This window comes from Francisella philomiragia, from assembly GCF_018135955.1.
Taxonomy (GTDB): Bacteria; Pseudomonadota; Gammaproteobacteria; order Francisellales; family Francisellaceae; genus Francisella; species Francisella philomiragia.
The window spans coordinates 1,474,007-1,488,473 of sequence record NZ_CP063138.1 but is presented as its reverse complement, the minus strand read 5'-3'; the positions used below and the strand labels follow the sequence as shown (position 1 = coordinate 1,488,473).

Sequence of the window (14,467 nt, the reverse complement as noted above, 5' to 3'; positions counted from 1 at the left end):
AATGATGCAAAAGATATTAATTTTTTTTTCTCTATTTTTGATTTCTATAGTTGGTAATGTTGCTGTTGCTGCAGATTCTTCTACAAATATTGTATCTGGTAGTTCAGCTAACTTGTTAAATAACTCATCAAATAAAACTTTAGGTAATAACTCTGGAAGTACAGTTAAGTACAAAGGTGTAGATGAGCGAAATAATCTTAAAATGTTCACGGTAGCGATATTACCTTTTGATACGAAAGGAGTAACTAATGAAAGTATTTATAGTGAAAAGCAACTTCAAAATCGATTAAATCAAATTATCATAGCTCAGATTACACAAACACGTAAGTTTAGGGTTTCTAATAGGGATGCTAAAGATGAGAAAGCTTATGAAGAAGAAATTCGACGTATAATAAACTCTAATGACTCTAGTGAAAAAGATAAACTAAATCAAAGAATAGGTGCTGATTTTATACTAACTGGCGATATTTTAGGTTTAAACATTAGTAAGAAGAAGAGTTCTTATTATGGAGAAGATTTTACAACATTGAATGTCTCAGCGAGTGTGGCTTATCGTATGATTGAGCTAGCTACAATGGAGGTTAAATGGTCGAATGTAGTTAGATTGCAAGTACCAGCAAATATTGCTAATGAGTATGCTAACTATGATAATGGTGATCATTCACAGATATTGGACTATGTAGCTGAGCAAATCGGTCAAACAATATCTGAACAGATTGTTGGAGCCATATATCCTCTTCAAGTATTAAAAGTAGACGATGGAGAGATATATTTTAACCGAGGTGGTAATGGTGTTGTTAAAGGTAGTACCTATGAAATTCGTCAAGAAGGAGGCACTAGTGTTGACCCAGCAACAGGGCAGCATATTGTTTTAGATAGTAAAGTCTTGGCAAAAGTACGAATTACAGATGTGATGCCTAAGTATTCTGTAGGTATTGTAATTGATGGTAGCTTATCTAAAATACAAGCTGGTTTACGCGCATATTTATCCAAATAATATGAAAATAAAAATCTCTTTATTGTTTTTTACGTGTTTTGTTATATCTAGTTGTGCGACATTCAGTGGTAGTCATCCTAATAAGGTAGGAGCTGCTAAAAATGCTATTGAGACATGTAAATATAAACCTATCGAAACAAAGTTTGATGAAGCTTTTGATAATGATGGTATTAATGCTTCTATTGGTTTCTTAGAAACTGGGCGTTTTGATCAGTTACTTGGTAAAACTGAATTATCACAAGTTAAATATACCAAGGCAGCAGATTATGTTGCTAAGTCAGAAGCAGAAGCAAAAATAAGAGTTAGGAATATACTTAAAAATACTCAAGCTACTCTTTTAAGTGATAAAGAGAGATATTACTATATATCTGATTATGAAATTACTTTTTTATATGCTTATCAAGCACTAAACTACCTAAAACAGCACGATTTAGAAAATGCTGCTGTTAGTATCCGTAACTTATCATATGCGCAATATGCCACTTATGAAGCAAAAGATTTAGCAGCTCAGACAAATAAAACTAGGTATGAAGAGTTTAATCATGTTGATTCTAGACAGGTTTCATCAAATATATCTGGTTCAAAACAATATAGACAGTTAGTAAGTATAGCTGACAAGGTAAAAAACTCTTATGAAAATGCTTTTGGGTATTATCTAGAGGCTCTAATATATCAGTCATACGATACCGATCTAAATAATGCTAACTTATCAATGAGTAATGCTCTAAGAGTCGTTCCGAATAATCCATATGTTAAAGAAGACTATAACCAAATCAAGAACGCTTTTGACACTGGTCATAATATCTATCCACAAGGGCAAGGTAAACTTGTTGTAATATATGAGAGTGGCTGGGTTGAGCCTATTAAAAAGTTTGATATACCAATTGCGATATTTTTCCAACAAGCTGGGGTTCAAAAAATTTCGTTACCATACTATGGCTCTTATAAGTTAGCACCTAATGCTGATGTAGAGATTTTAAAGGATAATAAAACTATTGATAAAGGTAAAACAGCATTACTGGTTGATACAACTGCAATGGCTGCTAAGTCATTATCAGATCAATATCCTGCGATTGTAACTAGAGAGATTTTACGTCTTGTTACAAAAACAGCTATTTCTGTGGCAGCTATTAGATCATCTGGTGATTATGGAGCTTTGGCGGCAATCGGAACTTCGGTGTATAACATGGCGACAACCCAAGCAGATCTCAGAAGCTGGAATCTTTTACCAAAAAATGTTGATTTATTTTCTAAGAATTTAGATCAAGGTGAATATACGCTCAAAATTAATAATAAAAAGACGATTGTAACTATTATGCCTCAAAAAATAACTTTGGTATGGTTAACTAGCGAAGGCTGTTATCAAAGGATATTATTAAACGAAATTTTATAGTTTTACTTTTGTAAGTTGATTTCTGAAATCAATAATATTAAGGGATTCAAAAGGATTTTTTATTTTCCAGTTATACTAATATAGATTGTCTAGAAATAAATAATTGCATAAGTTTCTATTGATTAATCTTATTCTTGAGAATATATTTAGAAGGTTAAATTATTTTAAAGCAAAGCTATTTAATAGTAAATTGGAGAAGATATGAGAATCTTATCAGTTCAAGATATGGCAAAAATAGTGCAAAAGCACGGTTTTGATAATTTCATTAAAGACCTAGTTGAATATACAAAACAGGACTTTATAAGATGGCAAGAGTTTGATAAATCACCAAGATATGCAGCTCATGTTCCAGGAGGTGTTTTAGAACTTATGCCAACTGCTGATAATAAATTATTTACATATAAATGTGTAAATGGGCATCCTGCAAATCCATTTGATGGTAAGCAGACAGTTGTAGCTACAGGGCAGTTAAATGAGATTAAACATGGTTATCCACTACTTATATCTGAAATGACTGTTCTTACAGCTTTAAGAACTGCGGCTGCGACTGTGTTAGCAACAGACTACTTAGCGCGCAAAGATAGTAAGACTATGGCGCTAATAGGCACAGGTGCTCAAAGTGAATTTCAAACTTTAGCTCATAAGCTAATTAGACCTATTCAAACAGTTAGATATTTTGATACAGATCCAGAAGCAATGAAAAAATATGCTAATAATATGAAAGATGTTGATCTTGAATTTATCGCTTGTGATAGTGCTAAAGATGCTTGTGAAGGTGGAGATATAATTGTTGTATGTACGGCTTGTAAACTTCATGCAATTGTAATTGAAAATGATTGGGTTAAAGAAGGTGTACATATAAGTGGTTTAGGTGGGGATTGTCCTGGTAAGACTGAGCTTGATATGGATATTCTTTTTAGAGGTAAAGTAGTTGTTGAATACAAAGAACAATCAATGATTGAGGGAGAAATCCAGAATTTATCACCACAAGAAGTTGAACAGGTTTTACATGCTGAAGTATGGGAAATTTTAACTGGTAAGAAAAAAGGTCGTGAAAATGATAAAGAAATTACGATCTATGATTCAGTAGGTTTTGCAATCGAAGATTTCTCAGCACTTCGATTGACTTTAGATTTAGCTGAGAAATATGATATTGGTAGCCAAATGGATATGGTGCCACCAATCAAAGATCCTAAGAATTTATTTTCAGTATTATAATATTGGAGTGATAAAATGAAAAAAGTAGAAGCAGTAGGAATAGCTATTGGTAATGCTGGCAGAGAAATTGGTTGCGGAAGAGCACCATACGCTTTGTTGAATGAGTTAAGAGATAGACGTATAGATGCTCAAATTATCAATTATGTTGGTGGAAGAGCTGAAGTACCTACTATGGGTAAATATTTTACTAAGGTGGCTCAGACGGTATCTGAGATTCTTAAAGAAGGTAAGTTTCCTTTAGCTCTTGGAGGAGATCACTCATGTGCAATAGGTACATGGAGTGGAGTTTATGATTATCTTAAAAGTCAGAAAAAAGAGCTTGGTTTGATTTGGATTGATGCGCATATGGATAGTCATAGACCAGACACTTCTGAGACTGGTAATATACATGGTATGCCTGTAGCACATCTTTTAGGATATGGCCATGAGGAATTAACAAAGGTACTAAATGATAATCCTAAGTTAAAGCCTGAAAATATTGTCTTTTTTGGGATTCGCTCTTATGAAAAGCCAGAAAGAGATTTTTTGGAAAAATTAGGTGTTAAAGTTTATTATCAAACAGATTTAACTGATAGGAACTTTGAAGAGTTATTTTTACAAGAGTTTGAACGTCTTGAGAAGGTTACAGAGGGTAATGTGGGGATTAGTTTTGACTTAGATGGTTTAGATCCTACTAACCTTGATGCTGTAGGAACCCCAGTTGAAAATGGTATTGACCCACAAGTTTTTTACAAAACTATTGAGAAAATTAATTTTAATAGTTTAGTATGTTTTGAAGTGGCAGAATACAATCCTCTGATTGATAAAACAGAAATCTCGCTTAAATATATGTCAAAACTAATAAGATTAGTTGAAGGCAGTATAAAAAATCTAACTCAAAAATAGTTTATCCGTAAAACTTTTGATAACATTATCTTATAAGTTTCTCTTTATATATATCTGATGCATAGAAACAACCTGATATTAATGACTGATAGTTATAAACACTCACATCCTTATCAGTATCCTAAGGATGCCAATTATATTCATTTTTATTTAGAAAGTCGTGGTACTGTAAATAGTGATTTAGGAACGCATACTAGATTTTTTGGCTTACAATATTACATCAAAAAATACTTATCTGAGCCAATTACACTAGAAATGATAGATGAAGCTGAAGAAATTCTAAAAGCTCATGGTTTGGTATTTTATCGTGAAGGCTTTGAGAAAATCCTAAAAAAATATAATGGTTATTTGCCAGTTAGGATTCGTGCTGTTAGAGAAGGTACTCTAGTACCCTTACATAATGTATTGATGACTATAGAAAGTACTGATCCTGAGTTATTTTGGTTACCTGGATTACTAGAGACATTACTTTTAAAAGTGTGGTATCCAACTACGGTTGCAACTATCAGTTTTAATATCAAAAAACTAATCAAAGAGTATCTTCTAGAAACAGCAGATAATCTCGATAAGCTAGAATTTATGCTTCATGATTTTGGCTATAGAGGTGTTTCATCAGAAGAGTCAGCTGGAATTGGCGGAGCGGCGCATCTGACTAATTTTCTAGGAACGGATACCTTAGCAGCTCTACAGGTTTGTAAAGAATATTATCATGAAAATATGGCGGGTTATTCGATTCCTGCAAGTGAGCACTCAACAATGACTAGCTGGGGTATTGGTTCTGAGTGTGAGCGACAAGCCTTTGAGAATATGATTGAGCAATTTGGAGATAATAGTATTTTATATGCTTGTGTTTCGGATAGTTGGGATTTTAAACAAGCAATACAAACTTGGATTGATTTAAAAGATAAGGTCAAAGCTAAAAAAGCAAACTTGGTAATTAGACCCGACTCGGGAAATGCTATAGATAATATTTTATATGCTCTTAGTGAATTAGAAAAAGCTTATGGTAGTAATGTAAATGCTAAGGGATATAAGGTTCTACAAAAGGTAGCATTGATACAAGGTGATGGAGTGAGTCTTAGTTTAGCAAAGAGTATACTATCGGCGATGAAAAAAAATGGATTTTCTGCTGAAAATATAGCTTTTGGTATGGGTGGAGCATTGCTACAAGGAAATCATGAGTCATCTATAAATAGAGATAGCTTCAAGTTTGCTATTAAATGCTCGGCAATCAAACGTGGGGACTCTTTAATTGGAGTTAAAAAAGAGCCTATCACAGATCCTACAAAGAAATCTAAACAAGGACGTCTAGATTTGATTAAAGATGCTAAAGGTAATTATCAAACAATAGTTCTAGATGATCAGTATGCTATAGGAGAATACCATAGCGACTCAATTCTTGAGACTTATTATGAGAATGGACAAATTAAATTTGAACAATCTTTAGCAGATGTGAGAAAATATATATAACTTAAGTATGCTTGTTGTATGTGCATTTATTGCCATGGGAGTATATTAGTTGTTTAATCAATAAAAATAAGGAGTATCTACAATGTTAGAACATCATCCATTAGTTAAAGAGTTTCCTGAATTAAGAGAACAGTTACATAATATGAAAGAAAATCATCATATCAGTAATCAAATGAAGAAATATGAAGATCTGGATAAGAAAATATATAATCTTGAAAGTTCAGGTATGTTTGAAGATATGCAGTTAGAAGAGTTGAAAAAGCAAAGATTAGAAATCAAAGATATCATCTATAAAGCGCTAAAAAGTTAATCATTAAATAATTACATATAAAACAAATTCTTAAATAAATTACCTTTTCCTATAGTTTCTTATAAAACTTTAGTTCTATTTAGTATATCTTTATAGTTATATGTTTATTACTTAGTTGTTAAGTATCTATTTTTTTATAAAGAGGATTTAATGTTAGTAACTAAATACCAAAAAATCGTTATAGCTTTGATAGTTTTAACAGGCGTATGCTCAGGCTTTGATATTGGAGTGATATCAGGAACATTACCGGTTATTAAAGATGAGCTATCTCTTAATCTTACGCAACTATCTGAGATAGCTGGTATTGTGTTTTTTGGAGCTTTGCTATCAAAGCTAATATCAGGACCATTAATGGATATCTTTAGTAGAAAAAATATTTTGGCATTTGGGGCATTTCTATTTACAATATCAATGATATTGATGATGATATCTAATACTTATACAACTTTGATGCTATCAAGACTTCTACAGGGGGTGTCGATTGGGTTCTTGTTGACGGTAATTCCTGTTTATATTTCTGAAACTAGTGTAGCTAAGTTTAGAGGTAGGGCGATGGCTATATTTCAATTATCACTAGTTTCTGGAATTTTTTTGGCTAACTTTTTTGCAAGCTTATTTGTCGCAAGTTTTGGTTGGAGACTGATATTTGCTTGCGCTATCCCTTTTTCAATTTTACTTTTCATCATTAGCTTAATAGCACCATTTTCACCATCTTGGTTAATTTTAAAGGGCAGAAATGAACAGGCACTAACTATTAGTGAGCAATTAGCTCTCAAAGTTCAGCATTCATTAACCGAAAAAAATAAAACAGGTTTTGTTGAGTTTATTAAAATTGTTATCAAACAAAAATACTACTTATCTGTAATACTGATTAGTTTAATGGCGGTTTTAAATGGTTTTGTTGGTATCAATGTCTTTATAAGTTATGGTCCTACTATGTTTGGTCAGCTCAGTAGCTGTAGTAGTTGTGATGCTACTTATTATGGTACAGCAATGACATTAGTTAATCTTATAGCTACTATATTTGGCTTATTCCTTGTTGATGTTATTGGTCGAAGAAAGCTTATTATTGGTGGGTTATTAATTTCATTTGTGTCTATATTTACAATGATTTTTTGTATAACAGCTGGGTATAATAATTTAGGTCTTCTGATGTTGATTATTGTTGTATTTGGAGGAGCTGTAGGTCCTGGAGTGTGTATATGGTTGGTATTATCAGAAGTTTTACCTGTACATATACGTGGTATAGGGATATCTGTAGCTCTTGTTTCAAAAGCATTAATAGAAAGTATGTTTATCTCGAGATTCTTAGATCTTACTCATAATTATGGTTATGCTCCTGTATTATATTTCATGGGAGCGTGTATTGTTGCATTTATATTTATTGTGTATAAATTTTTGCCAGAAATGGCAAATAAAGAGCTTATTTAAGATGTGCTACTAAATCATCAAGCTTATAGCTTGCGATATCTTTTTGTTTCGCATGATGCTCTTCTAAGAGTGCAAAGTCTGCATCAGCATAAGCGCATAGATCAGCTTTTTCATTGAAAATATCAACTTTAATCCACACAGTAGTACGACCTTTACGAATTATAGTTGTTTGGAATATATGCTCTACTTTACTATAGGTGGGTTTTAGATATTTGATATTTAAGTTACGAGTCATACAGAATGATCTACTTACAGTTAAGACATGCTTGCCAAGAATATCATCACATATCAGTGCTAATACACCTCCGTGAATAACATTATCCCAACCGACATGATTTGGTAGACATTTGAACTTTGTATACATATGTTCGCCAATATGATACAAAGGTAACTTTACACCGAGAGGATTCTTGGCTATGTCACTAAAACAAGTGAAATTCCATGGAAAATCAATTGGTTTATAATCATCTAAATTTATCATTTTAGTTTAACCTGTTAGATATTTAGTTATTCTTATATTAATGTTTAGGATTATTAGCTGCTAACAAGCTTCAATAATACCAGCTGCACCCATACCAGTACCAATACACATCGTAATCATAGCATATTTTTTACCAGTACGTTGTAGTCCATGTAACGCTTTGACAGTTAGTATAGTACCAGTTGCACCAAGAGGATGTCCTAAGGCAATAGCCCCACCACAAGGGTTAACTTTGGACTTATCAAGTTTCAAATCATTAATCACAGCTAGTGACTGAGCTGCAAAGGCTTCATTTAGCTCAATCCAGTCAATATTATTGATATCTAAACCAGTTTGCTTGAGCACTTTTGGTATAGCTTTGATTGGGCCAATACCCATAATGCGTGGATCAACACCAGCTGCAGCAAACCCTAGAAACTTACCTAAAGGTTTTAGATTATGCTCTTTTAGGTATTTTTCACTAACTAAAATCACAGCTGCAGCACCATCTGATACCTGTGAGCTATTACCAGCAGTCACAGATCCACCGTTAGCAAAAGCAGGTTTTAGTTTAGCTAATGCTTCTAGTGAAGTATCTTTTCTAGCACCTTCATCTTCAGTTATAGTTTGTTTATGATTAATGATCTCACCAGTAGCTTCATCTGGTTTGTTGTGATCAACATCTATAGGTAATATTTCATCTTTGAAATAACCATTTTCAATAGCTTTGATTGCTTTTTGATGACTCTCAAGAGCAAAAGCATCCTGATCTTGTCGTGATACATTCCAATCTTTAGCAACCATCTCAGCAGTGATACCCATACCATAAGCTATGGCAACATTTTCATCTTTAGCAAAGATTTCTTTACTAAAAGACATCTTGTTACCACCAAAAGGAATCATACTCATACTTTCAACACCGGCACCGATAGCAACATCGATATTACCTTGAGCAATCTCATTTGCTGCAATAGCAATTGACTGTAATCCAGAGCTACAATAGCGATTGATTGTAAAAGCAGGAACACTATTAGGTAGTCCTGCCAAAAGAGATGATATTCTTGCGACATTTAAGCCTTGTTCAGCTTCAGGCATCGCACAACCGACAACTATATCTTCTATATCGTTAGGATTAATATTAGTTTCAGCGACAGTTTTTCTAAGTACATCCGCCAATAATTCATCAGGACGTTTTTTTGCAAAACCACCTTTTTTACCTTTTGTAACAGCAGAGCGTTTTGCAGCGACTATATATACGTTTTCACTCATGTCAATTACTCCTTAATTTCTTAGTGGTTTGCCAGTTTCTAGCATATATTTCATTCTAGCTTCTGTTTTCTCAGATATCGCAAGTTCTTTGAAGTTTATTAGCTCTCTTTCTAGTAGCCAATCTTCCGAAACTTCAGTATCTTTTTCTATCAGACCACCACACATAGTATCTGCTAAATTTACTGCAATCTTATAATCATGTTCAGATATTTGATTACCATCACGCATATTTACTAATAAAGCTTTGATTGTAGCGATACCAGTTTCACCAAATACAGGGACTTTTTGTTTCAGAGGTGGTTGATAACCGGCTAGAGCCATAAGTTGAGCTTTTTTAATTGCTACAAGTAGGATATCTTTAGTATTCATTACGATTATGTCATCATCACGCAAAAAACCCATTTCTTTGGCTTCATAAGCACTTTTTGCAACTTGAGCAAGAGCAAGGTTCTTATAGCGACGCTCAAAGTCTTTCCAATGATCTTGAGCTTGAGATGCTCTAACAGCCATTTCTTTTGAGCCACCCCAACCAGGTATAATTCCTACAGCGGCTTCAACAAGACCAATATAGCTTTCATACGCAGCAACAGCAGCATCACTATGCAAGATAGTTTCACAACCACCACCAAAAGCAAAGCCTTTGACAGCTGCGACAACAGGTATTTTGCTATAGCGTAATTTTTTGCTGATAATTCTATGACCTTTACGGATTACCTCTTCGATAGCAGCTTCGCCATTCATCGCAAATTTGATACCAAATTCTTCTAAGTTGGCACCTACCGAAAATACATCTTGTTCTTGCCATATAACAAGACCATCAAGATTTTCTTCGGCATAGTTGATAGACTCAGAAATACCATCTAAAACATCATCGCCAATAGCACACATTTTGCTCTTAAATGAGAGTATTCCTATATTGCTATAGTCATTAATTTGCCATAGTTTGACACCATCGTTTTCATACAGTGTTTGTGTCGCTAAAGTGCTAGTGTGTTCAACTATGTTATCAGCGAATAGTTGACGCTTATAAACATCTAGGTTATCACGAGATATTAGAGTTTTATCCCTAAAGCTAAACTCTTTATTATTTTGATAAACACCGATATCAAGAGTATCAACCCAGTTAGGTAGAGTATTTGTTGATAATGCTTTACCAGCTGAAATGTCATCCTTTAACCAATTAGCTACTTTGTGCCAACCAGCAAGTTGCCATATCTCGAAAATACCTTGTTTCCAACCAAATCCCCAACGAATTGCTAAATCCATATCTTTAGGGAAGTTTGATATATCTCCAACTAGATGAGCAGCATACAAAAACATTTCTCTAAAAGTTGCCCATAAGAATTGAGCTTGATGATTATCGCTATTACGCAGACCTTCCAGTTTTTTGTTCCAATCTCTCTCAGCTAGTATATCTAAAACTTCTTTATCAGCTTTTTTATCAGAAGGGCGATATTCTTTAGTATCTAAATCAAGTACTTTGATACCGTCAGACTCTTTGATATATAAGCCTTTTTTAGTCTTTTGACCAAGTGAACCTGAGTTGATTAGATTTTGAATCCAGTTAGGTGTGTTGTATAGTTTTTGCCAACCATCTTCGAGATTATCTTTCATAGTTTCAACAACATGAGATAACACATCTAATCCAACCAAATCAGCAGTTCTATAAGTAGCACTTTTTGCTCGCCCTAATTTTTTGCCAGTTAGTTCATCGACAATTTCTAAAGGGATATTCATCTGCTCTGTATAGTAGCAAGTGACTAGCATTGAAAATACTCCTAATCTATTAGCGATAAAATTTGGTGTATCTTTTGCGCGAATTATACTTTTACCAAGTTTTTCAACTAAGAATGTTTCTAGTTTATCCAAGATTTCAGAATTAGTATCTGCATGAGGAATTAGCTCAACTAAAGGCATATAGCGCGGTGGGTTAAAAAAGTGTACACCACAGAAATTAACTTTGAGATTCTCTGGTAATACTTCAGCTAGTTTTGTGATACTCAAGCCAGAAGTGTTTGATGCTAGAATTGCATTTTCTTTGATGTGAGCAGAGATTTTAGAATAAAGACTCTCTTTAATATCTATACGTTCGGCTACAGCTTCTATGATTAAGTCACAATCTGCTAAAAGCTCAAGATTATCCTCATAATTTGCAGGAGTAATATATTTGATAGAATCTTTTGAACCAAAAGGGGCAGGATTAAGTTTGGTGAGCTTCGCTAGAGAATCTTCAATAATAGCATTAGCACTATCTTGTTGCGATTTTAAATCAAATAATACAACAGGGAATCTAGCATTTGCAAAATGAGCGGCAATTTGAGCTCCCATAGTTCCAGCACCAAGAACTGCAATTTTATCAATAGCTTTACGCTGTGATTTATTTTCTACAGGTTCTAACTTATTTGCTATAGTGCTACTTGAACTATTGCTACTTTCTCCAGCTGGGAGATATTCTTCGCCAAAAACTTTAAGATAACCTCGCATAGCATCTTCTTTTGACATACCTTTAATCGCATCCCAAGCCATCCACTTAGCTCGTTCAACCATTTTCAGTGCAGAAGGTTTTTTAGTATTATTATCTCCTTCTTTTACTTGTTTATAAAAAGCATAAAGTTTTAGCTTTTGGCTATTATCAGGCTTGAAATCAATAGTTGCATCGCGAACAGCTATCAACATTTCTTCAAACTTTTTCTCTAACTCTGTCATATTTTCCTCCCGATGTTGGTTTATACATCGTTTTTAGATTCCGTTATTTAAACGAAATGACATTGGTACATATTATTTTTCGCTATTTTTTTGCCATTCTGGGTGAGCATTTTTAGGTCCTAAAGCATAATCGTCAAACTCATCTGTTTGAATTATATTATTAACCTTTGTGAGCATCTCATTAGCAATATCTGCCTCTTGTTGAGAGATTATTTTATTCTCTAAAGCTATTTCAATAGAGTCTTGCCAGCTTGCTTTTGGTAGCTTAGCAGTTTTGATAGCATCAATAATTTTTTTCTTAATAGGTTGTGTAGTTAGTGATGCAAGATAAGCATTCTCAACTCTACCAATTGGATCATTATCATCATTTGGTATATAGCACTTATCTTTCATCCATTGTCTTGTATCGCTATTGCTGACTAATGATTTACAAATTTGTGCTTCAAGCTTGTCAGATGGTCTTCTGAATTTTTTACCATAAGGAAAGACAAAAAGCTTCATTTTAGTAGCAAATATTCTATTTGGGAAATTTCTAAATAAGTCTAACATTGCTTGTTGAGCTTGATATAGACAATGCTGAATACTCCAATCAACATAGATATCATCACTTTGAGGTTCGCCTGTGTCCTTATAGTATTTCAATACAGCTACAGCCATATACAGATAACTCATGATATCTCCTAGACGAGCGGATAATCTTTCTTTACGTTTTAGACCAGCACCTAAAACTGTTATTGAAATATCATTGACATAAGAATAAGCAGTACTCATATGTGAGATATAACGATAGTAACGCTTAAATTTAGAAGGATAGCTAGGAGCAGTGAAACCACCACTTAAACCATACCAAAGTGTACGTGAACCATTTAGAGCCATATATTTGAAATGACTTTTAAAATTGGTTATAAATCTTTCTTCATCATCATTCATTAAGCTTTCTATCTCGTTACGAATATATGGATGACATTTCATCGCACCTTGACCAAAAATCATCAGATTTCGAGTCATAATGTTGGCACCTTCAACTGTTATACCAATAGGTGTTGCCATATATGGAATAGCTAGATAGTTATTTGGACCCATAATGATTGCTCGACCACCGTGGATATCCATAGCATTGTTGATAGTTGTACGTCCCATCTCAGTTAGATGATATTTAGCAATTGCAGATGATACAGATGGTCGCAAACCACTATCAACAGCAGAAACTGTGAATTGACGAGTAGCATTGGCAATATAGGCAAGCCCTGCAGTTTCAGCTAGTTTTTCTTGAACTCCTTCAAATTGAGCAATAGGAACTTTGAACTGTTCACGCACACTTGCATAAGCTGCTGTCATTACAGCTGACATTAATGTATTGGCTGTGCCACATGCTGGTAATGAAATAGCTCTACCTATAGATAAGCACTCAACTAGCATCCGCCAACCTTCACCAGCCATTTTTTGTCCGCCGATTATCCAATCGATTGGGATAAAGACATCTTTAGCTTTGATATAGCCATTCATAAAAGCTTGACCTAGAGGAAAACCACGTCTACCAATTTCTAAACCTTTGTGATTATATGGTAGTAGGGCGCATGTTATACCTTCATTACCTGTTTCACCAAGTAAGCCATCAGGATCTTGTAGTTGAAAAGCTAAACCAACTAGAGTGGCAATAGGAGCTAATGTAATATAACGTTTGTTGATATTTTTTAGTTTGATACCTAAAGTTTTTTTGCCATTAAATTCTTCATGGCAGACAACACCATAATCAGGTAATGAAGTCGCATCAGATCCAGCTGTTGGTCCTGTTAAAGCAAAACATGGTATCTCTTGACCAGAGGCTAATCTTGGTAGATAGTGATCTTTTTGCTCATCTGTACCATAGTGAACTAGAAGCTCACCAGGTCCAAGTGAATTAGGTACCATCACCGTGATTGCTGCAGTGACACTTTTGGTTGCTAGTTTCATAACCACTTCTGAGTGAGCTGCTGCGGAAAAGCCTTTACCACCGTATTCTTTGCTAATAACTAAACCTAAAAAGCCTTTTTCACGCATGTATTTCCAAGCTTCAATACTTAGATCTTTGTCTTGATAATTAATCTTCCAATCATCGATTAGCTTGCATAGTTCAGTTGTTTCATTATCTAAAAATGATTTCTCTTCGGCTGTTAGCTCAAATTTTTTTAAACTATGTAACTTATTAAAATCAGGTTTCCCTTGAAATATATCTTGTTCAAACCAGTTGTCACCAGCATTTAGGGCAGTTTGTTCAGTTTGAGAAATACTAGGAGTAGCCTTTTTTGCAATATTATAAATTTTGTTGAACATCTTTAGCTCCTTAAG

11 protein-coding genes are annotated in these 14,467 nt (G+C 34.0%); 7 read left to right on the top strand and 4 right to left on the bottom strand.

Annotated elements, in window-relative coordinates; translation table 11 throughout:
* Window positions 1-4: 4 nt before the first annotated feature.
* From IMS64_RS07260 to IMS64_RS07230, 7 genes are all read left to right on the top strand, one after another.
* Entirely contained in the window at window positions 5-997 is a 993-nt protein-coding gene (locus IMS64_RS07260) for a CsgG/HfaB family protein (protein WP_211490304.1), read from the top strand.
* A gap of 1 nt (window position 998) precedes the next feature.
* Window positions 999-2,390, top strand: coding sequence for a COG3014 family protein (locus tag IMS64_RS07255; protein WP_211490303.1), 1,392 nt, complete (start codon window positions 999-1,001; stop codon window positions 2,388-2,390).
* Between the two features lie 201 nt (window positions 2,391-2,591).
* The gene (gene ocd, locus IMS64_RS07250; RefSeq protein ID WP_211490302.1) at window positions 2,592-3,608 is read left to right on the top strand and encodes an ornithine cyclodeaminase; all 1,017 of its coding nucleotides are present in this window, start codon (window positions 2,592-2,594) and stop codon (window positions 3,606-3,608) included.
* A 15-nt stretch (window positions 3,609-3,623) separates the two neighbouring features.
* Entirely contained in the window at window positions 3,624-4,493 is an 870-nt protein-coding gene (locus IMS64_RS07245) for an arginase (RefSeq protein WP_088821584.1), read from the top strand.
* A gap of 57 nt (window positions 4,494-4,550) precedes the next feature.
* Window positions 4,551-5,963, top strand: a complete 1,413-nt coding sequence (locus IMS64_RS07240) for a nicotinate phosphoribosyltransferase (protein ID WP_200160005.1) — start codon at window positions 4,551-4,553, stop codon at window positions 5,961-5,963.
* Window positions 5,964-6,045: 82 nt separating this feature from the next.
* Complete coding sequence (locus IMS64_RS07235) at window positions 6,046-6,273, top strand: HP1242/YdcH family protein (protein WP_004287256.1); 228 nt, start codon at window positions 6,046-6,048, stop codon at window positions 6,271-6,273.
* A gap of 150 nt (window positions 6,274-6,423) precedes the next feature.
* Window positions 6,424-7,704 carry an MFS transporter gene (locus IMS64_RS07230; protein ID WP_211490301.1) on the top strand — a complete coding sequence of 427 codons (1,281 nt, stop codon included), beginning with the start codon at window positions 6,424-6,426 and terminating at the stop codon, window positions 7,702-7,704.
* On the opposite strand, the gene IMS64_RS07225 is transcribed toward IMS64_RS07230, so the two are convergent.
* The 4 genes from IMS64_RS07225 to IMS64_RS07210 all read right to left on the bottom strand — a co-directional run bounded on the left by IMS64_RS07225 (window position 7,697) and on the right by IMS64_RS07210 (window position 14,452).
* Entirely contained in the window at window positions 7,697-8,185 is a 489-nt protein-coding gene (locus tag IMS64_RS07225; protein WP_211490300.1) for a PaaI family thioesterase, read from the bottom strand. The two genes, IMS64_RS07230 and IMS64_RS07225, sit on opposite strands and share 8 nt — an antisense overlap.
* A 60-nt stretch (window positions 8,186-8,245) precedes the next feature.
* Window positions 8,246-9,433, bottom strand: a complete 1,188-nt coding sequence (locus IMS64_RS07220) for an acetyl-CoA C-acyltransferase (RefSeq protein WP_211490299.1) — start codon at window positions 9,431-9,433, stop codon at window positions 8,246-8,248.
* Between the two features lie 12 nt (window positions 9,434-9,445).
* The gene (locus IMS64_RS07215; RefSeq protein ID WP_211490298.1) at window positions 9,446-12,139 is read right to left on the bottom strand and encodes an acyl-CoA-binding protein; all 2,694 of its coding nucleotides are present in this window, start codon (window positions 12,137-12,139) and stop codon (window positions 9,446-9,448) included.
* A gap of 72 nt (window positions 12,140-12,211) precedes the next feature.
* Window positions 12,212-14,452 carry an acyl-CoA dehydrogenase gene (locus tag IMS64_RS07210; protein ID WP_211490297.1) on the bottom strand — a complete coding sequence of 747 codons (2,241 nt, stop codon included), beginning with the start codon at window positions 14,450-14,452 and terminating at the stop codon, window positions 12,212-12,214.
* Window positions 14,453-14,467 lie beyond the last annotated feature (15 nt).

What these genes read in the sequence shown, in the direction of transcription:
- IMS64_RS07210 (WP_211490297.1), bottom strand. Translation starts at nt 14,452, where the DNA reads ATGTTCAACAAAATTTATAATATTGCAAAAAAGGCTACTCCTAGTATT.
- IMS64_RS07235 (WP_004287256.1), top strand. Translation starts at nt 6,046, where the DNA reads ATGTTAGAACATCATCCATTAGTTAAAGAGTTTCCTGAATTAAGAGAA.
- IMS64_RS07255 (WP_211490303.1), top strand. Translation starts at nt 999, where the DNA reads ATGAAAATAAAAATCTCTTTATTGTTTTTTACGTGTTTTGTTATATCT.
- IMS64_RS07245 (WP_088821584.1), top strand. Translation starts at nt 3,624, where the DNA reads ATGAAAAAAGTAGAAGCAGTAGGAATAGCTATTGGTAATGCTGGCAGA.
- IMS64_RS07220 (WP_211490299.1), bottom strand. Translation starts at nt 9,433, where the DNA reads ATGAGTGAAAACGTATATATAGTCGCTGCAAAACGCTCTGCTGTTACA.
- IMS64_RS07230 (WP_211490301.1), top strand. Translation starts at nt 6,424, where the DNA reads ATGTTAGTAACTAAATACCAAAAAATCGTTATAGCTTTGATAGTTTTA.
- ocd (WP_211490302.1), top strand. Translation starts at nt 2,592, where the DNA reads ATGAGAATCTTATCAGTTCAAGATATGGCAAAAATAGTGCAAAAGCAC.
- IMS64_RS07240 (WP_200160005.1), top strand. Translation starts at nt 4,551, where the DNA reads ATGCATAGAAACAACCTGATATTAATGACTGATAGTTATAAACACTCA.
- IMS64_RS07225 (WP_211490300.1), bottom strand. Translation starts at nt 8,185, where the DNA reads ATGATAAATTTAGATGATTATAAACCAATTGATTTTCCATGGAATTTC.
- IMS64_RS07215 (WP_211490298.1), bottom strand. Translation starts at nt 12,139, where the DNA reads ATGACAGAGTTAGAGAAAAAGTTTGAAGAAATGTTGATAGCTGTTCGC.
- IMS64_RS07260 (WP_211490304.1), top strand. Translation starts at nt 5, where the DNA reads ATGCAAAAGATATTAATTTTTTTTTCTCTATTTTTGATTTCTATAGTT.